Genomic DNA, 18,048 nt, shown 5'->3' with positions numbered 1-18,048 from the left:
CATCAGCGACGTGGTCGGGGCCCTCGTCGGGGCGGGCCACGCGGGCATCGACGTCCCTCCTAGAATGATCCGCGTCCGCCGCACCGCGGCGGACCCCCACGCCTGCCCCCGGGACGAAAGCGATACCCGTGTCCGAGACACCCCCCGAGAACGCCGCACCGCCGGAGATCAGCGAGGAGACCGTCACGCACGCCGTCGACGTCGCCCTCGCCGCGATCGCCGAGGCGACGTCCACCGCCGAGCTCAAGCAGGTCCGGATCGCCCACACCGGCGACACCTCCGTGATCTCGCGCGCGAACGCCGCGATCAAGTCGCTGCCCAAGGACCGTCGGGCCGCCGTCGGCAAGCTCGTCGGTCAGGCCAAGGGCCGCGTTTTCCAGGCCGTCTCCGCCCGCCAGGAGGTGCTCGCCACCCAGGAGGAGGAGCGGGCGCTCGCCGAGGAGACCGTCGACGTCACGCTGCCCACCGATCGCCGCCCGCGCGGTGCCCGGCACCCGCTGAGCACGCTCACCGATCGCATCTCGGACGTGTTCGTGGGCCTGGGGTGGGAGATCGCCGAGGGCCCCGAGGTCGAGGCCGAGTGGTTCAACTTCGACGCCCTGAACTTCGACGCCGACCACCCCGCGCGCCAGATGCAGGACACGTTCTACGTGGCCGATGCCGAGGGCGGCGAGGCGAGCGGCCAGGTGCTGCGCACGCACACCTCCCCGGTGCAGGCGCGCGCCCTCATCGAGCGCGGCGTGCCGCTGTACATCGCCTGCCCGGGCACCGTCTACCGCACCGACGAGCTCGACGCGACCCACACCCCGGTCTTCCACCAGATCGAGGGCATCGCCATCGACAAGGGGCTGACCATGGCCCACCTCGTGGGGACCCTCGACGAGATCGCGCGCTCGCTGTTCGGCGGTGACCCCATCACGCGCCTGCGCCCCAGCTACTTCCCCTTCACCGAGCCCAGCGCCGAGATGGACTTCCGCTGCTTCGCGTGCGACGCCCGCCTGGGCCTGGACCACGACGCGGATCCGGCGTGCCGCGTCTGCGGCGGCACCGGCTGGATCGAGATGGGCGGCTGCGGCATGGTCAACCCCGCCGTGCTGCGCGCCTGCGGCGTCGACCCCGAGGAGTACCAGGGATTCGCCTTCGGTCTGGGCATCGAACGGATCCTCATGCTGCGCAACGGCGTGGCCGACATGCACGACATCGTGGAGGGCGACGTCCGCTTCTCCCAGCACTACGGGACGGAGATCTGAGATGCCGCGCATTCCGCTGAGCTGGATCGGCGAGCACACCCCCCTGGCCGACGGGGCCGACGCCGAGGCGGTCGCCGCCGCGCTCGTGTCCGTCGGGCTCGAGGAGGAGGCGATCTTCGGTGCCCAGGTGACGGGCCCCCTCGTCGTCGGCCGCGTGCTGGACCTCGTCAAGGAGCCGCAGAAGAACGGCAAGACCATCAACTGGTGCCGCGTCGACGTCGGCCCCGCGCACGACGTCGAGGCGGACGACCCCAAGGACCCGCAGCCCGGGCCGGAGCGTCCGAGCCGTGGCATCATCTGCGGGGCCCACAACTTCGTGGCCGGGGACCTCGTGGTCGTGGCGCTGCCGGGAACGGTCCTGCCCGGGCCGTTCCCCATCGCCGCCCGGAAGACCTACGGCCACACCAGCGACGGCATGATCTGCTCGACCGCCGAGCTGGGCCTCGGCGAGGGCACCGCCGACGAGGAGCACGGCATCATCGTGCTCGGCAAGGGCACCGCGGAGGGCCTCACCGCCGAACCCGGCGACGATGCGATCTCCCTGCTGGGCCTGGGGGAGGAGGTCGTCGAGATCAACGTGACCCCGGACCGCGGCTACGCCTTCTCGATGCGCGGCGTCGCCCGCGAGTACTCCCACGCCACCGGGCAGCCCTTCACCGATCCCGCCGACCGCGAGGAGGTCACCGCGGGGGAGGGAGCCGTGGCCGTCGAGCTCGCCGACGACGCCCCGTTGCGCGGCCGGCCCGGGAGCTCGCGCTTCGTGGCGCTCGGCGTGCACGGGATCGACCCGCAGGCACCGTCGCCGCGCTGGCTGCAGCAGCGCCTGATCCTGGCCGGCATGCGTCCCATCTCGCTCGTCGTGGACGTCACCAACTACGTGATGCTCGACCTCGGCCAGCCGCTGCACGCCTACGACGCCGCGCTCCTGACCGGGCCGATCGTCGTGCGCCGAGCAGGCACCGGCGAGACGCTCGAGACCCTCGATGACGCCGTCCGCACGCTGGACGTCGAGGATCTGCTCATCACCGACCAGGCCGGGAGCCGACCCATCGGGATCGCCGGCGTCATGGGGGGCGCCTCGACCGAGGTGTCGGCGAACACCACCGACATCGTCCTGGAGGCCGCCACCTTCGACCCGGTCACCATCGCCCGCTCGGCCCGACGACACCGTCTGCCCTCGGAGGCCTCGCGACGCTTCGAGCGCGGGGTCGACCCGGCCCTGCCCGGCATCGCCGTGCTGCGCGCAGCCCAGCTGATCGTCGAGCACGGCGGCGGCACGATCGACACGGTCGCCACGGATGCACGCCTCGAGGACGCCCCCGGCACGGCTCGCGCCATCCGCCTCGGTGTCCGGGACGCGGAGCTCCTCGTGGGCATCCCCTACACGCGCGCTCAGGTCATCGACAGCCTCACCGAGGTGGGTGCCTTAGTCTCCACGGACGGCGACGACGCACTCCTGGTCGAGCCGCCGAGCTGGCGCCCCGATCTCCTGACCCGCGAGGACCTCATCGAGGAGATCGCGCGTCTGGTCGGCTACGAGAAGATCCCGTCCCTGGTGCCCCGCGCCCCGGGAGGACACGGCCTGACCCGCGCCCAGCGTGGGCGTCGCGCAGCGCTGACCGCGCTCGCCGAGGCCGGCCTCGTCGAGGTCATCTCGAGCCCGTTCGTGCCCGCCGGCGTCTTCGACGAGCACCGCTACGCCGAGGACGACCCGCGCCGCGCGGCCGTGCGGCTGCGCAACCCCCTGGCCGACGACGCCCCGCTGCTGCGCACGGCCCTGCTGCAGTCGCTGCTGCCGGTCGCGCGCCGCAACCTCGGCCGCGGTCAGGAGTCGGTGGCGGTCTTCGAGCTCGGGACGTCCGTCCTCGCCCGTCCGGGACGGCCCTCCGTGCCGATCCCGTCCGCCGCGTCGCTGCCGGATCCCGAGCAGCTGGCCGCGATCGATGCCGCCCTGCCCGTCCAGACCCGGCGGATCGCCGCGGTCGTGGGCGGCGCCCAGGGCACCGATTCCTGGTGGGGCACCGCCGAGACCTGGGGCTGGTCCGACGCGATCGACCTGGCCCGTCGCGTGGCGACGGCCGTCGGCGCCGAGATCGAGGTGATCGCCGAGGTGAGCGCTCCGTTCCACCCCGGACGCGCGGCGGCGCTGTGGGCGACCACGTCCGACGGCGACCGTCTCCTGGTGGGCCATGCCGGCGAGCTGCACCCGCGTGTCGTCGTGGACCTCGCGCTGCCCCCGCGTACCAGCGCCCTCGAGGTCGACATCGACGCCCTCGTCGCCGCCGCACCCCCGGTGATCCCGGCCGAGCCCGTCGTGACCTTCCCGCTCGCCAAGGAGGACCTGGCGTTCGTGGTCGAGGACTCCGTGCCCTCGGCCGCCGTCGAGGCGGCGATCGTCGCGGGCATCGGCGACGACCTCGAATCGGTGCACCTCTTCGACGTGTACACCGGCGAGCAGGTCGGCCAGGGGCACCGCTCCCTCGCCTACGCCGTGCGTCTGCGGTCGGCGGAGGGCACGCTGACCGCCGAGCAGATCACCGCCGCCCGGCAGCGCGCCGTCGCGGCGGTCGGCACGGCGACGGGCGGCACCCTGCGGGCCTGAGCCCGCTCGCTGCACGGTCCCTCGTCGGCCCCGTTCCTCCTGGGACGGGGCCGACCTGCGCCCGAGCCCCCGCCACTGCTGCGCCGACGCCGCGCGGTTCCGCTCCCGTCCCGCGCGGCGTCCGCCCCTGCGCAGGACCCCTCCGCTCACACCCTCCGGAGATCCCGGGCCCGCACCCGACTGCCCAGGCCGAGGCCCGAGATCGCCGTGACCACGAGCGCGCCGAGGACGGACGCGACCCCTGGGACGAGGAGCGCGTCCACCGGGATCCCCACCACGTCATCGGCGGAGGCGGTCGCGTTCCCGATGCCCACGTAGCTCTGCGCGATCGCGAACCCCACCCCCAGCGCGGCCGCACAGCCGATCGCGAGCGGCACCAGGACCTCTAGCACGTGCGCGAGCAGGATCGTGCGGTGCAGCACCCCGGCCAGCTGCAGGCGGGCCACCTCGGACCGCCGCTCCAGGGCTCGGTCGATCAGGAGCAGGAGGAACCCTCCCATCCCGATCCCCAGCACCGCGATGCTGAGCAGGCGGATGCTGTCGAGCAGCTGGTCGATCCGGCGATACTCCTCGAGGTCCCAGCCGCTGTTCAGCGCGATCCCGTGGGCGATCATCTCCTGGTCCAGCCCCAGACGGGGTGTGGCCAGGATCGTGGCGCGGCCGCCCTCGAGCGTTGCGGCCTGCTCCGTCGTGAGGAGCCCGCGTGGCACGAAGAGCGCGCCCTCGGCCTTGTTCTCCCATGGGGTGTCCGAGGGCGCGATGCGCAGCGCGCCGGGCTGGACGTCGACCGTGGCGACGGTGTCCGGGTTCCCCTCCCCGGCCGGACGGATCGGGAGTGGGCCGATCGGAGGCTTCTCCTCGGCGTCGAGCGGCGAGGCGATCCACGCGGCGTGCGCGTCGCTGCACCCCTGGACCCCCGGCTGGAGGATGGCCAGGTCCGCGCACTCGGCGACCACCACGGGGAGTCCCTCGCCATAGGTGTCACGGAGCGTGGGGAGGGAGCCGACGTCGACCGTGGCGCTCTGCCACATGGCGATGACTTTCACGCCCTCGATCTCACCGACCCGGTCCCGGAACCGGGCATCGTCCCACCCCTCGGGCACGTACACGTCCGAACGCGCCTGGACGGTGCGCTGATGCTCGACCGCCCGGTGCTGCGGCACGTTCGCGAACGCGACGACGAGTCCCTGCGCCGATGCCGTGACCATGAGGCCGATGAGCAGCGCGGCGAACACGCGGGCCATCGCGGCAGGGCGGCTCTGCAGACGGCGTGCGGCGATGAGCGCGCTCGCGGGCCCACCCCGCAGGAGGGTCCGCGCGATGACGCGGACGGTCACGGCCGGCAGCACGACGGTGCCCACGGCGGCCAGCACGATGCCTCCCAGGAACAGCACGAGCACCGTCCGGATCGACGCGCCGTCATGTGCGGCGAGCATCGAGCCCCCCAGGGCGAGCAGCCCCATGACCAGCGGGGCCACCCAGAGCAGCCGGACTGGCGCGTCGACGGGACCCCGGGCCGTCGCGGTCGGCGAGGACCGGCGAGCCGACCTCACCGTGCACGCGCCCGCGATGATCGACGCCGGCACCGCGGCGCTGATGAGAAGCGCGGATCCGGTCAGCAGGGCGACGGGGACCACAGATGACACGACGGCCGCGAGGGCCAGCCCGATCCCCCAGCCTCCCAGAGCCCAGGGCGCCGACTCCGCCGCGGAGGCCGCGGCGACGTCCCGACCCGACACGCCCAGCAGCCGCAGTCGCGCGGCCCGCTCGCGCCGGGTCGCGGCCGACATCCGACCGCTCGACAGCGCGATCGCCACGACCGGCAGGACGACGGCGAGCACGAGGAATCCGCTGAGCAGGATGGCAGTGACGGGCCGCTCCGGTCCCGTCACGGGATCGAAGGCGGCGTCCATCCGCCGCACCGCGGCGGCGATCGCGAGCACGGCGAGCGTCCCCGTCGATGCCACCAGCAGCATGATCGCCGAGCGGATCCGTCCGTGCCCGCTCGCCCGTGTGCACAGCCGCCACCCCAGCGCCACCGCCTCACGCATCGGAGGTCACCACCGTGCCGTCGCGCAGCGTCACCAGGCGGTCGAGGTAGGCGGCCACGCCGTTCTCGTGGGTGACGACGACGAGCGTGGCCCCGAGATCGCCGGCGGCCTCCGTGAGCAGCTCCATCACCAGGTCCGAGGAGACGGAGTCCAGGGCGCCCGTAGGTTCATCGGCCAGCAGCAGCGCCGGCTCCGTGACCAGGGCTCGGGCGACCGCCGCACGCTGCGCCTGCCCGCCGGACACCTCGGCGGCCCGCCGCCCCGCGACCTCCCGGATCCCGAGGCGCTCCAGGAGCGCATCGACGCGAGTCTCCCGCTCGTCCCGGGGGCACCGCAGGAGACGCAGGGGCAGCTCCACGTTCTCCCGCAGGGTCAGCTCCCCGATGAGATCCCCGAACTGGAAGACCATCCCGATCTCCCCGAGCCGCAGACGCGACCGCGCGCGCCCGCTGAGACCCGCGAGGTCCTGGCCTCCGAAGCGCACGGTGCCCGACTCCGGGGTCAGCACCCCGGCCATCGTGTGCAGGAGCGTGGACTTCCCGCACCCGGAGGGGCCCATCACCGCCACCCGCTCCCCGGGCTCGACGCGCAGCGACACGTCGTCGAGCGCGCGCGTGGCACCGAAGGACACGCGCACCCGATCGAGCGCGATCACAGGAGCCTGGCCCGTCGCGCGGTCCTCGGCGACGGTCGCCGAGCTCGCCGGGGTCGTCATCGTCCCTCCCCAGCGGCGGACAGGGCGGCAGCCAGGCGCTCCCGGAGCGCTCCGAGCCGGGGGCCGGCGTCCTCGATCCACCGCAGGTCCGCGTCCATGTGGGCCAGCTCGAAGTCCAGGGCGAGCAGCTCCCGCGCATCGGCCTCGCGGCGCCGGGCGGTGAGCTCGCGCATCCGCCGCAGGTGGCTGTGGCGCTGCCCGTCCCGCAGGGCGGCGGCATCGTGCCCGGTCAGCAGCGCGATCGAGATGCGCGCGAAGAGGGTCGAGGTGGTCATCCCCCCGGCCTCCTGCGGCGTCGCGATCCAGTCCTCCACCTCCTGGACGCCCTCGGGGGTGATCCGGTAGAGCTTGCGCTCGGGGCCCTCGCCGCTCTCGACCGTGAGGAGCTCGGCCCAGCCGCGGCGCTCGAAGCGGGACAGCGCCGAGTACACCTGGCCGTAGGCGAGCGGTCGGTCGGGGGAGAGCGCCTGGTCGTAGTCGCGCTTGAGCGTGTAGCCGTAGGCCGGAGCGCGTCCGAGGAGTCCCAGGAGGGCCTGTGAGGTGGTCATGGCGCGACTATGCACACGAGGTATACGCCAAGTGTATAGTCGCCACAGATCCTTCGATATGCGCACTCGTGCATATCCATGTACGATCATCCCGTGACCACCTCCCAGACCCCGCGCCTCCGCGCCGCCGTCGTCGGCGCCTCCGGCTACGCCGGGGGCGAGACCCTCCGCCTCCTGGCCGAGCACCCCGGCGTCGAGGTCGTGACCGTCACCGCGAACACGAGCGCCGGCAAGCGTCTCTCGGAGGTCGCGCGCCACCTCGACCTGGGCCACGACCTCGTGCTGCAGGAGACCACCGTCGACGTGCTCACGGGCCACGACATCGTGGTCCTCGCCCTGCCGCACGGCACCTCCGGTGAGATCGCCGCGGCCCTGCACGCCGCCGATCCCTCGACCCTGGTCCTGGACCTGGGGGCCGACCACCGGCTCGAGAGCACCCAGGACTGGCACGACTACTACGCGGGCGAGCACTCCGGGACCTGGACCTACGGCCTGCCCGAGCTCCCGCTGGCCGACGGCTCCCACCAGCGGGACCTCCTGCGCCGGACCCGTCGCATCGCGGTGCCCGGCTGCAACGCGACCGCGGTGACCTTCGCCGCGGCACCGCTGGTCCGCGCCGGGCTCCTGGACCACACGGCCCTGTCCGCGGTGCTGCCCGTCGGCTACTCCGGGGCCGGTCGCGCGCCCAAGCAGAACCTGCTGTACACCGAGGCCGCGGGCGGCGCGACGCCCTACGGCGTCGGCGGCACCCACCGGCACATCCCCGAGATCCTCCAGAACCTGCGCCGCGCGGGCGGCCCCGAGGGCACCCGCCTCACCTTCACGCCGGTGCTGGTGCCGATGAGCCGCGGCATCCTCGCCGTCCTCACCGCGCCCGTCGGCGACGGCGTGCGCACCGAGGACCTCCTCGGAGCGCTCGAGGGGGACTGGGGCGCCGAGCACTTCGTGCGGGTCCTGCCGCCCGGGGTCTTCCCCGACACGCGCGAGGTCGTCGGGGCGAACACGGTCCGCATCGGCGCGACCGTGGACCGACGCAGCGGCCAGGCCACCGTCATCGCCGCCCTCGACAACCTGGTCAAGGGCACGGCGGGCGCCGCCGTCCAGTCGCTGAACCTCGCGCTGGGCCTCCCGGAGGCCACGGGGCTCACGCGCACCGCGCTGGCCCCCTGACCTCTCGTCAGATCCCACCCCGTCGCCGTCCCACCGTCCGAGAGCAGGTCCCATGTCCGTCACCACCCCGCAGGGCTTCCGGGCCGCCGGCGTCCCCGCCGGCCTGAAGTCCACCGGTGCCCCCGATGTCGCCCTCGTCGTCAACGACGGACCCCTCGACGTGGCCGCCGCCGTCTTCACCGGCAACCGCGTCCAGGCGGCCCCCGTGCAGTGGAGCCGCCAGGCCGTCGCCGACGGCCGCGCCACCGCCGTCGTCCTGAACTCCGGCGGCGCCAACGCCTGCACCGGTCCCGAGGGCTTCGCCGACAGCCACCGCACCGCCGAGCACGTCGCCGCGCTGCTCGAGGCCTCCGCCCAGGACGTCCTCGTGTGCTCGACCGGGCTGATCGGCGTGCGCCTGCCGATGGACACCCTGCTCGCCGGCACCGATGCCGCCGCCGCGGTCCTCGGCGCCGATGCCGCCTCCGGCGAGGCGGCCGCGCACGCGATCATGACCACCGACACCGTCGCCAAGACCGCGAGCACCACCACGGCCTCGGGCGCCGTGGTCGGCGGGATCGCCAAGGGCGCCGGCATGCTCGCCCCCCAGCTCGCGACGATGCTCGTGGTGCTGACCACCGACGCCGTGGTCGACGCCACCACGGCCGATGCCGCCCTGCGCGCCGCGACCGCCGTCACCTTCGACCGCGTCGACTCCGATGCCTGCATGTCCACCAACGACACGGTGATCCTGCTGGCCTCCGGCGCCAGCGGCATCGAGGTCTCCCTCGAGGAGCTGGCCGACGGGGTCCGCGAGGTCTCCGGCGTGCTGGCCCGCGCGCTCGTGGCCGATGCCGAGGGCGCGAGCCACGACGTCCACGTCGTCGTCACGTCCGCCACCACCGAGGTCGCCGCGCTCGCCGTGGCCCGGGAGATCTCCCGCTCGAACCTCGTCAAGACCGCGATCGCCGGCAACGACCCGAACTGGGGTCGGATCGTCGCCGCCGCCGGCTGCGTGCCCGAGAGCGTCGCCCCCTACGATCCCGCGCAGCTGTCCGTGCGGGTCAACGGCGTCCAGGTGTGCCGCGCCGGAGAGGTGGGAGAGCCGCGCGAACTCGTGGACATGACCCCCCGCGAGACCCTCGTCGAGGTGGACCTCGCCGCGGGCACGGCCACCGGCGACATCTGGACCAACGACCTCACGCACGCCTACGTCGAAGAGAACAGCGCGTACAGCTCATGACCCCTGCAGGCACCGCACCGTCGAAGAACCCCCTCGACCAGCTCGACGAAGCCCGCGAGTCCGCGCGGCGGAAGTCCGAGGTGCTCATCGAGGCCCTCCCCTGGATGCAGCGCTTCCGCGGCGCCATCGTCGTCGTCAAATACGGCGGCAACGCCATGGTCGACGACGATCTCAAGCGCGCCTTCGCCGCCGACATGGTGTTCATGCGCCATGCCGGGCTGCACCCCGTCGTGGTCCACGGGGGCGGTCCGCAGATCTCTTCGATGCTCTCGCGCCTGGGCGTCGAGTCCGAGTTCCGCGGCGGCCTGCGCGTCACCACCGAGGAGACGATGGACGTGGTCCGCATGGTGCTCGTGGGTCAGGTCGGCCGCGAGCTGGTGGGCCTGATCAACCAGCACGGCCCCTACGCGGTGGGCATGTCCGGCGAGGACGCCCGCCTGTTCACCGGGCGGCGGCGCAGGGTGGAGATCGACGGCGAGGTCGTGGACCTCGGCAACGTCGGCGAGATCGTCGACGTGGACACCGGCGCGATCCAGGACGTCCTGGCCGCCGGCCGCATCCCCGTCGTCTCCTCGATCGCGCCGGAGGTGGACGCCGAGGGCGTGCCCACCGGACAGGTCCTGAACATCAACGCCGACACCGCCGCCGGCGCCCTCGCCGTGGGCCTGGACGCCGAGAAGCTCGTCGTCCTCACCGACGTCGAGGGCCTGTACCGCGACTGGCCGGACCGCTCCTCGCTGATCCCCGAGATCCGCGCCAGCGAGCTGCGCGCCATGCTGCCGGGTCTCAGCGCCGGGATGATCCCCAAGGCCGAGGCGCTGCTGGAGGCGGTCGACTCCGGGGTGCGCACGGCCGCCATGACCGACGGAAGGATCGAGCACGCCGCCCTGCTCGAGGTCTTCACCACCCAGGGCGTGGGCACGATGGTGTCGAGGGACGACTATGTCTGAGCAGAGCACGCACACCGATCCGGCCTCGGATCAGCACACGGAGCAGCACCGCGGGCATGACGGCGGCGACCTCGCCGCCCGCTATGCCGAGGTGATGATCCCCGTCTTCGGCACCCCGCAGCGGGTGCTGGTGCGCGGCGAGGGCGCCTACGTCTGGGACGACCAGGGCCGCCGCTACCTCGACCTCCTGGGCGGGATCGCCGTCAACGCGCTCGGTCATGCCCACCCCGCCTTCGTCGCGGCGCTGGGCAAGCAGGCCGAGACCCTCGGCCACGTCTCCAACTTCTTCGCCTCCGCCCCCCAGGTCGAGCTCGCCGAGACCCTCCTGGACCTCGCGCTCGCCCCGGCGGGCTCCGGGGTGTTCTTCGCCAACTCCGGCACCGAGGCCAACGAGGCGGCCTTCAAGCTGGCCCGCCGCACCGGGCGCCCGCGCATCATCGCGCTGGAGAACTCCTTCCACGGCCGCACCATGGGCGCGCTCGCGCTGACCTCGAAGGAGGCCTACCGGGCTCCCTTCGCGCCGCTGCCCGGCGGGGTGGAGTTCCTGCCCGCCGGTGACGAGGAGGCGCTCGCCGCGGCGCTCGCGCCCGGGGACGTCGCCGCCGTGTTCGCCGAGCCCATCCAGGGCGAGGCGGGGGTCCTCCCGCTGTCCCCGAAGTACCTGCAGGCGCTGCGCCACCTCACCCGGGAGACCGGCACCCTGCTGATCCTCGACGAGGTGCAGTCCGGGATCGCCCGTGCGGGCCAGTGGTTCGCCCACCAGGCGGTCCCGGGCGTCGTGCCCGATGCGATGACCCTCGCCAAGGGCCTCGGCGGCGGCTTCCCGATCGGAGCCCTCGTCGTCTTCGGCCCCGAGGTGCGGGCGCTGCTGACCGCCGGGCAGCACGGCACCACCTTCGGCGGCAACCCGCTGGGGGCGGCCGTCTCCCTCGCCGTGCTCGGCACCATCCGCGAGGAGGGCCTCGACCGCCACGCCCTGGAGATGGGGGAGCACCTCGTGCGAGAGGTCGCGGCGCTGCACGACCCGCGCATCGCGGGCGTCCGCGGCGCCGGGCTCCTGCGGGGCATCATCCTCACAGCACCGATCGCCGCCCAGGTCGCCGCGGCGGCGCTGGACGCCGGGTTCATCGTCAACGCCCCGAACCCCACGACGATCCGCCTGGCACCCCCGCTCATCGTCACCGCCGAGCAGCTGTCGACCTTCGTCGCCGCCCTGCCCGGCCTGCTCGACCAGATCCCGGAAGGCTCCTGACATGCCCCGCCACTTCCTCAAGGACGACGACCTCGCACCCGCCGAGCAGAAGGAGGTCCTCGAGCTCGCGCTGGCGCTCGCCGCGGAGCGCTTCGCCAAGCGGCCCCTGGCCGGACCCCGGACCGTCGCGATCCTCTTCGACAAGGCCTCGACCCGCACCCGGGTCTCCTTCGCCACCGGCGTCGCGGAGCTCGGCGGGAACCCGCTGGTCATCGACGCGGCCGGCAGCCAGCTGGGCCGCGGGGAGTCCGTGGCCGACACCGCCCGGGTGCTCACCCGCCAGGTCTCCGCGATCGTGTGGCGCACCTTCGGCCAGGAGCGCATCGAGGAGATGGCACGGTACGCGTCCGTCCCCGTCGTCAACGCGCTGACCGACGAGTACCACCCGTGCCAGATCCTCGCGGACCTCGTGACCATCGCCCAGCACACCGGCGGTCTGGCCGACAGCGATGCGGCGCTGGGCGGGCGCTCCCTCGCCTACCTCGGCGACGGCGCCAACAACATGGCCCACTCCTATCTGCTGGGCGGCGTCACCGCCGGCATGGACGTGCGCATCGCGAGCCCGGGCGACCACGCCCCGGATCCCGCCGTCGTGCGGCGCGCCGAGGAGATCGCCGCCGTCACCGGCGGCGCCGTGACGATCACCGACGACCCCGTCGCCGCGGTCCTGGACGCCTCGGCCGTCATCACCGACACCTGGGTCTCGATGGGACAGGAGGGCGAGTCCGGCCGCGACGAGAGCACCTTCGCCACGTACGGCGTCACCGAGGAGCTCATGGCCCACTCCGGCGGGATCTTCCTGCACTGCCTGCCCGCCTACCGCGGCAAGGAGGTCGAGGCCTCGGTCATCGACGGCCCCCGTTCGGTGGTGTGGGACGAGGCGGAGAACCGCCTCCACGCCCAGAAGGCCCTGCTCACCTGGCTGCTCGAGCACCCCGACGACCAGACAGCGGCGCACGCGCTGCCGATCGGCGCGGGCCGATGAGCACCTCGCCGCTGCGTCTGCCGCCCACCAAGACCTCCCGCCAGCGACGGATCGTCGAGGTGCTCACGCACCGCGAGATCGGCTCCCAGGGCCAGCTCGCCGAGGTCCTCGCCGACGAGGGCATCGCGACCACCCAGGGCACCCTGTCCCGGGACCTCGTCGAGCTGCGCGCCGAAAAGGTCCGCGGTTCCTCCGGGGCGCTCGTCTACCAGGTGCCGCCCGAGGGTCCCGACACCCGCACCCCCCGCGGGATCCCCGTCACCGAGCAGCTGTCCTCGCAGCTGCGGCGGCTGTGCGAGGAGCTCCTCGTCTCCGCCGAGCCGAGCGGTAACCTCGTGGTGGTGCGCACCCCTCCCGGGGCCGCGCAGTTCCTCGCCTCGGCGGTGGACCGCTCGATCCTCCCCGGAGTGCTCGGCACCATCGCCGGCGACGACACCATCATGCTCATCACCCGGGACGTCGACGGGGGCGAGGAGCTGGCCGCCCGCCTGCTCGACCTCGCGACCCCGCCCTGACCCCCGCCGTCCCGCAGCACCACCGCAGCGCTCGCTGCACCCCCGCCGTCCGCACGCATCCAAGGAGCACCACCTCGTGACCGAACGCATCGTCCTCGCCTACTCCGGCGGCCTCGACACCTCCGTGGCCATCGGCTGGATCCACGACGCCACCGGCGCCGACGTCATCGCCTGCGCGGTGGACGTGGGCCAGGGCGGGGAGGACCTCGAGGTGGTCCGCCAGCGCGCGCTGGACTGCGGCGCCGTCGAGGCCTACGTCGCCGACGCCCGCGACGAGTTCGCCGAGGAGTACTGCATGCCGGCGCTCAAGGCCAACGCCCTGTACATGGACGCCTACCCCGTCGTCTCGGCGATCTCGCGCCCCGTGATCACCAAGCACCTCGTGCGCGCCGCCAAGAAGCACGGCGCCACGACGGTGGCCCACGGCTGCACCGGCAAGGGCAACGACCAGGTGCGCTTCGAGGTCTCGATCACCTCGCTCGCCCCCGAGCTCAAGTGCATCGCCCCCGTGCGCGACCTCGCGCTGACCCGCGATCGTGCCATCGAGTACGCCGAGCGCAAGAATCTCCCCATCGTCACCACCAAGCACAACCCGTTCTCGATCGACCAGAACGTGTGGGGCCGCGCCATCGAGACCGGCTTCCTCGAGGACATCTGGAACGAGCCGACCAAGGACGTCTACAACTACACCGACGACCCGGCCTTCCCGCCGGTCGCCGACGAGGTCGTCATCTCCTTCGAGCAGGGCGTGCCGGTCCGCATCGACGGGCGCCCCGTGACCCCGCTGCAGGCCATCCAGGAGCTGAACCGCCGCGCCGGCGCCCAGGGCATCGGCCGCATCGACATCGTCGAGGACCGCCTCGTGGGCATCAAGTCCCGCGAGGTCTACGAGGCACCGGGCGCGATGGCGCTCATCGCCGCCCACCAGGAGCTCGAGCGGGTCACCCTCGAGCGCGAGCAGGGCCGCTTCAAGCGCCAGGTCTCCGACCGCTGGACCGAGCTGGTCTACGACGGCCAGTGGTTCAGCCCCCTCAAGCGCTCCCTCGACGCCTTCATCGACGAGACCCAGCGCTACGTCTCCGGCGACATCCGGATGACGCTGCACGGCGGCCGCGCGACCGTCACGGGTCGGCGCAGCGACACGAGCCTGTACGACTTCTCGCTGGCGACCTACGACGAGGGCGATGCCTTCGACCAGTCGCAGGCCCGCGGCTTCATCGAGATCTACGGCCTGGCCGCCAAGCAGGCCGCGGCCCGCGACGTGGCCTTCGGCAACGGCGCGGACCTCACCGTCCCGGACGAGCAGGCGTGACCGCAGCAGACGGCGGCACCCCTGCACCCGAGCACCTGGCCCTGTGGGGCGGGCGCTTCGGGTCCGGGCCCGCCGCCGCCCTCGCGGACCTCTCGGTCTCCACGCACTTCGACTGGCGCCTGGCGCCGTACGACGTGCGCGGCTCCCACGCCCACGCGAACGTGCTGCACGCGGCGGGTCTCCTGGACGACGCGGAGCTCGCGGCGATGCAGGAGGCGCTGGACCGGCTCGCCGCCGACGTCGCCTCGGGCGTCTTCGTGCCGGCGCCGGACGACGAGGACGTGCACACGGCGCTCGAGCGCGGTCTCATCGACCGGGCGGGCACCGCCGTCGGCGGGAAGCTGCGCGCCGGGAGGTCTCGCAACGACCAGATCGCGACGCTGATCCGACTGTTCGTGCGCGACCAGGCGCGCCGGGTCGGGTCGGCGGTGCTCGACCTCGTCGACGTGCTGCAGGCCCGGGCCGTCGAGGTCCACGGCGCGCCGATGCCGGGGCGCACCCACCTCCAGCACGCCCAGCCGGTGCTGCTGTCCCACCATCTGCTGGCGCACGCATGGCCGCTGCTGCGGGACGTCGAGCGCCTGCGGGACCTCGACCGTCGTGCCGCGGTGAGCCCGTACGGCTCGGGGGCGCTGGCCGGGTCCTCTCTCGGGCTGGACCCGGAGGCCGTCGCCGCCGAGCTCGGCTTCTCCGGCAGCGTCTGGAACTCGATCGACGGCACCGCCTCGCGGGACGTCGCCGCGGAGTTCGCCTTCGTGCTGGCCATGACGGCGATCGACCTCTCGCGCTTCGCGGAGGAGATCATCACCTGGAACACCAAGGAGTTCTCGTTCATCACCTTGGACGATGCGTACTCCACCGGCTCCTCGATCATGCCGCAGAAGAAGAACCCCGACATCGCCGAGCTCGCGCGCGGCAAGGCCGGTCGCGTGATCGGTGACCTGGTGGGTCTGCTGAGCACCCTGAAGGCGCTGCCGCTCGCGTACAACCGCGACCTGCAGGAGGACAAGGAGCCCGTCTTCGACCAGGTCGACCAGCTCATGCTGGTGCTGCCGGCGTTCACAGGCATGGTCGCGACCCTGACCTTCCACACGGACCGGATGGCCGAGCTCGCCCCCCAGGGGTACTCGCTGGCCACCGACATCGCCGACCACCTGGTGCGCGAGGGGGTCCCGTTCCGGGACGCCCACGAGATCTCCGGGGCCTGCGTGCGCGTGGCCGAGTCCCAGGACAAGGAGCTCTGGGACCTCACGGATGCCGAGCTCGCCGAGATCTCCGAGCACCTGGATCCCTCGGTGCGGGAGGTCCTGACCGTCGAGGGCTCGATCGCCTCGCGCGACGGGAAGGGCGGTACCGCCGGGGTGCGGGTCGCCGAGCAGGAGCAGGAGGTCGCGCGCCGCAGCGCCGAGCTGCGCGCCTTCACCGCCGAGGCCACGGGCGGCGGCCCGGCCTCCTGAGACCGTCGTCCGGGGCTCCTGCCCTGAAACTCTGAGGAACGACGGGCCCGGTCCTGTCACACTGTGACGGGGCCGGGCCCTCCGCTCGCCCCCGACGTCCCCGATGGACGTCCACACCGCAGCACCACCGAGAGGACCAGACGGCATGCAGACCATCCTGGACGACCTCGAATCCCGAGGCCTCGTCGTGCAGACCACCGGGCGCGACGCGCTCGGAACGGCTCTCGCGGATGGACCTGTGAGCCTGTATTGCGGCTTCGATCCGACCGCCTCGTCCCTGCACGTCGGCCATCTGACGCAGGTGCTGACGATGCGGCGCTTCCAGCTCGCCGGGCACCGACCCGTCGCGCTCGTCGGCGGCGCCACGGGCCTGATCGGTGATCCCCGGATGACGGGGGAGCGGGTGCTGCACGACGAGAACGTCGTCGAGCAGTGGGTCGGCAACCTCCGCGACCAGATCTCCCGGCTCGTGGACCTCGACGGCGAGTTCGGCGTCCGCATGGTCAACAACCTCGACTGGATCGGCAGGCTCAGCGCTCTCGAGCTGCTCCGGGACATCGGCAAGAGCTACCGGATGGGCACGATGCTCGCCAAGGAGACCGTCGCGCGCCGTCTGGCGAGCGACGAGGGGATCAGCTACACCGAGTTCAGCTACCAGATCCTCCAGGGCATCGACTACCTCGAGCTGCGACGCCGCCACGGCGTGACCCTGCAGTACGGGGGCAACGACCAGTGGGGCAACCTCATCTCCGGGGTGGACCTCGTGCGCAAGGTCGACGGCGTGGACGTCCACGCCCTGACGACGCCGCTCGTGACCAAGGCCGACGGCCAGAAGTTCGGCAAGAGCGAGGGCGGTGCGGTCTGGCTCGACCCGGAGCAGACCTCCCCGTACGCCTTCCACCAGTTCTGGCTGAACGCGAGCGATGCGGACGTGGTCAAGTACCTGCGGTTCTTCACGTTCCGGGACGCCGAGGACATCGCCGAGCTCGATCGCCTGACCGAGGAGGAGCCGGGGCGGCGTGCGGCCCAGAGGGCACTGGCCGATGACCTCACCACGCTGGTCCACGGGGCGCAGGCGACGGAGCAGGCCACCGCCGCCGCGGCGGTGCTGTTCGGACGCGGGGACGTGCGGAGCCTCGACGAGCAGACCGTCCGGGCGATCGCCCGCGAGCTGCCCGGGTCGGAGCAGGCCGGCACGGCGAGCCTCGTGGACGCCTTCGTCGCGAGCGGGATCGTCACCTCCAAGGGGGCGGCCCGCCGGGCCGCGACCGAGGGCGGGCTCAGCGTCAACGGCGACAAGGTCGATCCCGAGGCCCTCGAATCCGAGCTCTCGGCGCATGCGGCCCTGCCCGGTGGGTTCCTCCTGCTGCGCCGCGGGCGCAAGACCGCCGCCATGGTGACGGTGCGCGGCTGATCCCTCGACCGCGCGCGGTCAGGATCCTGACCGCGCACGGGTCGGGGCACATCCGTGCTCCGCACCTGCACCTTCCGACCCCGATGGGGCCGTCGTCCGCTCCGGACGGCGGCCCCATCGGCCGTCCCGGTCCGCGATGCGGGCAGGGCACGTCCTCCGGACGTGCCTCGGGGGAACCCACGCTCGTGGCGCATGCCGATCCGAGCTTCGCGCCCGTCGCGCGCGGCGCACAGCCGGAATCGAGCTGGCGGCCGGGGTCGTGGACACACCTCGTGACGCCTCAGCCCGTGCCTCGAACCGGGCGTGCTCCAGCGCCCGGAGGCCGGCTGCAGGAGCGCAGGGAGGCTCTGTGAAGCGGGCCTCAGATGCAGGTCACACGCTGGTGAACACAAGGTGAAGCGCGACGGACGAAGACCTCTGACCTGCGTCGATTCTGCGAAAAGACGCCATCAGGGCCGGGTTGCGACGGTTTGACGCTCACCCCGCGGCCTCGTAATGTCTTCTCTTGTCAGCCGGTGAGGCGGACAACGGAAGGGCCCAGGACGCGAGAGCGGAACGGACCGGACCGGGGTTCGAGAAAGCGGAAGGACGGGCCCACACGGGTC

14 protein-coding genes are annotated in these 18,048 nt (G+C 73.0%); 11 read left to right on the top strand and 3 right to left on the bottom strand.

What is annotated here, in order from left to right:
- Positions 1-128 precede the first annotated feature (128 nt).
- Together pheS and pheT are read left to right on the top strand one after the other, a co-directional pair.
- Positions 129-1,250 carry a phenylalanine--tRNA ligase subunit alpha gene (gene pheS, locus ACT3TZ_RS09985; protein ID WP_444583265.1) on the top strand — a complete coding sequence of 374 codons (1,122 nt, stop codon included), beginning with the start codon at positions 129-131 and terminating at the stop codon, positions 1,248-1,250.
- Between the two features lies 1 nt (position 1,251).
- The gene (pheT, locus tag ACT3TZ_RS09980) at positions 1,252-3,852 is read left to right on the top strand and encodes a phenylalanine--tRNA ligase subunit beta (protein WP_444583264.1); all 2,601 of its coding nucleotides are present in this window, start codon (positions 1,252-1,254) and stop codon (positions 3,850-3,852) included.
- Positions 3,853-3,998: 146 nt separating this feature from the next.
- Here the strand turns inward: pheT and ACT3TZ_RS09975 are convergent, their stop codons facing one another.
- The 3 genes from ACT3TZ_RS09975 to ACT3TZ_RS09965 are packed head-to-tail and all read right to left on the bottom strand — an operon-like array spanning position 3,999 to position 7,166.
- Positions 3,999-5,903 (bottom strand): FtsX-like permease family protein, encoded by a 1,905-nt coding sequence (locus tag ACT3TZ_RS09975; RefSeq protein WP_444583263.1) that lies wholly within the window; start codon positions 5,901-5,903, stop codon positions 3,999-4,001.
- Positions 5,896-6,618: an ABC transporter ATP-binding protein gene (locus ACT3TZ_RS09970; protein ID WP_444583262.1), complete on the bottom strand. Its 723-nt coding sequence runs from the start codon at positions 6,616-6,618 to the stop codon at positions 5,896-5,898. The genes ACT3TZ_RS09975 and ACT3TZ_RS09970 overlap by 8 nt, the downstream gene beginning before the upstream one ends.
- Positions 6,615-7,166 carry a PadR family transcriptional regulator gene (locus ACT3TZ_RS09965; RefSeq protein ID WP_444583261.1) on the bottom strand — a complete coding sequence of 184 codons (552 nt, stop codon included), beginning with the start codon at positions 7,164-7,166 and terminating at the stop codon, positions 6,615-6,617. The genes ACT3TZ_RS09970 and ACT3TZ_RS09965 overlap by 4 nt, the downstream gene beginning before the upstream one ends.
- Before the next feature lie 93 nt (positions 7,167-7,259).
- Between ACT3TZ_RS09965 and argC the strand changes: the two genes are divergently transcribed.
- From argC to tyrS, 9 genes are all read left to right on the top strand, one after another.
- Positions 7,260-8,336 (top strand): N-acetyl-gamma-glutamyl-phosphate reductase, encoded by a 1,077-nt coding sequence (argC, locus tag ACT3TZ_RS09960; RefSeq protein ID WP_444583260.1) that lies wholly within the window; start codon positions 7,260-7,262, stop codon positions 8,334-8,336.
- 52 nt (positions 8,337-8,388) lie between these two features.
- The gene (gene argJ / locus ACT3TZ_RS09955; RefSeq protein WP_444583259.1) at positions 8,389-9,558 is read left to right on the top strand and encodes a bifunctional glutamate N-acetyltransferase/amino-acid acetyltransferase ArgJ; all 1,170 of its coding nucleotides are present in this window, start codon (positions 8,389-8,391) and stop codon (positions 9,556-9,558) included.
- Positions 9,555-10,508, top strand: coding sequence for an acetylglutamate kinase (gene argB, locus ACT3TZ_RS09950; RefSeq protein ID WP_444583258.1), 954 nt, complete (start codon positions 9,555-9,557; stop codon positions 10,506-10,508). The genes argJ and argB overlap by 4 nt, the downstream gene beginning before the upstream one ends.
- Complete coding sequence (locus ACT3TZ_RS09945; RefSeq protein WP_444583257.1) at positions 10,501-11,760, top strand: acetylornithine transaminase; 1,260 nt, start codon at positions 10,501-10,503, stop codon at positions 11,758-11,760. Before argB ends, ACT3TZ_RS09945 begins: the two co-directional genes overlap by 8 nt.
- 1 nt (position 11,761) lies before the next feature.
- Positions 11,762-12,745, top strand: a complete 984-nt coding sequence (gene argF, locus ACT3TZ_RS09940) for an ornithine carbamoyltransferase (protein WP_444583256.1) — start codon at positions 11,762-11,764, stop codon at positions 12,743-12,745.
- The gene (locus ACT3TZ_RS09935; RefSeq protein WP_444583255.1) at positions 12,742-13,260 is read left to right on the top strand and encodes an arginine repressor; all 519 of its coding nucleotides are present in this window, start codon (positions 12,742-12,744) and stop codon (positions 13,258-13,260) included. The genes argF and ACT3TZ_RS09935 overlap by 4 nt, the downstream gene beginning before the upstream one ends.
- Positions 13,261-13,336: 76 nt before the next feature.
- On the top strand, positions 13,337-14,572 hold the full coding sequence (locus ACT3TZ_RS09930) for an argininosuccinate synthase (RefSeq protein ID WP_444583254.1): 1,236 nt from the start codon (positions 13,337-13,339) through the stop codon (positions 14,570-14,572).
- On the top strand, positions 14,569-16,029 hold the full coding sequence (gene argH / locus ACT3TZ_RS09925) for an argininosuccinate lyase (RefSeq protein ID WP_444583253.1): 1,461 nt from the start codon (positions 14,569-14,571) through the stop codon (positions 16,027-16,029). The genes ACT3TZ_RS09930 and argH overlap by 4 nt, the downstream gene beginning before the upstream one ends.
- A 145-nt stretch (positions 16,030-16,174) precedes the next feature.
- A complete protein-coding gene (gene tyrS / locus ACT3TZ_RS09920) occupies positions 16,175-17,443 on the top strand; it encodes a tyrosine--tRNA ligase (RefSeq protein WP_444583252.1) in 1,269 nt (422 codons plus the stop codon).
- Positions 17,444-18,048 lie beyond the last annotated feature (605 nt).

It is taken from the genome of Brachybacterium sp. AOP25-B2-12 (assembly GCF_052378625.1).
GTDB lineage: Bacteria > Actinomycetota > Actinomycetes > Actinomycetales > Dermabacteraceae > Brachybacterium.
This window is presented reverse-complemented; position numbering and strand designations above follow the sequence as displayed.

What these genes read in the sequence shown, in the direction of transcription:
- pheT (WP_444583264.1), top strand. Translation starts at nt 1,252, where the DNA reads ATGCCGCGCATTCCGCTGAGCTGGATCGGCGAGCACACCCCCCTGGCC.
- ACT3TZ_RS09975 (WP_444583263.1), bottom strand. Translation starts at nt 5,903, where the DNA reads ATGCGTGAGGCGGTGGCGCTGGGGTGGCGGCTGTGCACACGGGCGAGC.
- ACT3TZ_RS09970 (WP_444583262.1), bottom strand. Translation starts at nt 6,618, where the DNA reads ATGACGACCCCGGCGAGCTCGGCGACCGTCGCCGAGGACCGCGCGACG.
- ACT3TZ_RS09965 (WP_444583261.1), bottom strand. Translation starts at nt 7,166, where the DNA reads ATGACCACCTCACAGGCCCTCCTGGGACTCCTCGGACGCGCTCCGGCC.
- argJ (WP_444583259.1), top strand. Translation starts at nt 8,389, where the DNA reads ATGTCCGTCACCACCCCGCAGGGCTTCCGGGCCGCCGGCGTCCCCGCC.
- argB (WP_444583258.1), top strand. Translation starts at nt 9,555, where the DNA reads ATGACCCCTGCAGGCACCGCACCGTCGAAGAACCCCCTCGACCAGCTC.
- ACT3TZ_RS09945 (WP_444583257.1), top strand. Translation starts at nt 10,501, where the DNA reads ATGTCTGAGCAGAGCACGCACACCGATCCGGCCTCGGATCAGCACACG.
- argF (WP_444583256.1), top strand. Translation starts at nt 11,762, where the DNA reads ATGCCCCGCCACTTCCTCAAGGACGACGACCTCGCACCCGCCGAGCAG.
- ACT3TZ_RS09935 (WP_444583255.1), top strand. Translation starts at nt 12,742, where the DNA reads ATGAGCACCTCGCCGCTGCGTCTGCCGCCCACCAAGACCTCCCGCCAG.
- tyrS (WP_444583252.1), top strand. Translation starts at nt 16,175, where the DNA reads ATGCAGACCATCCTGGACGACCTCGAATCCCGAGGCCTCGTCGTGCAG.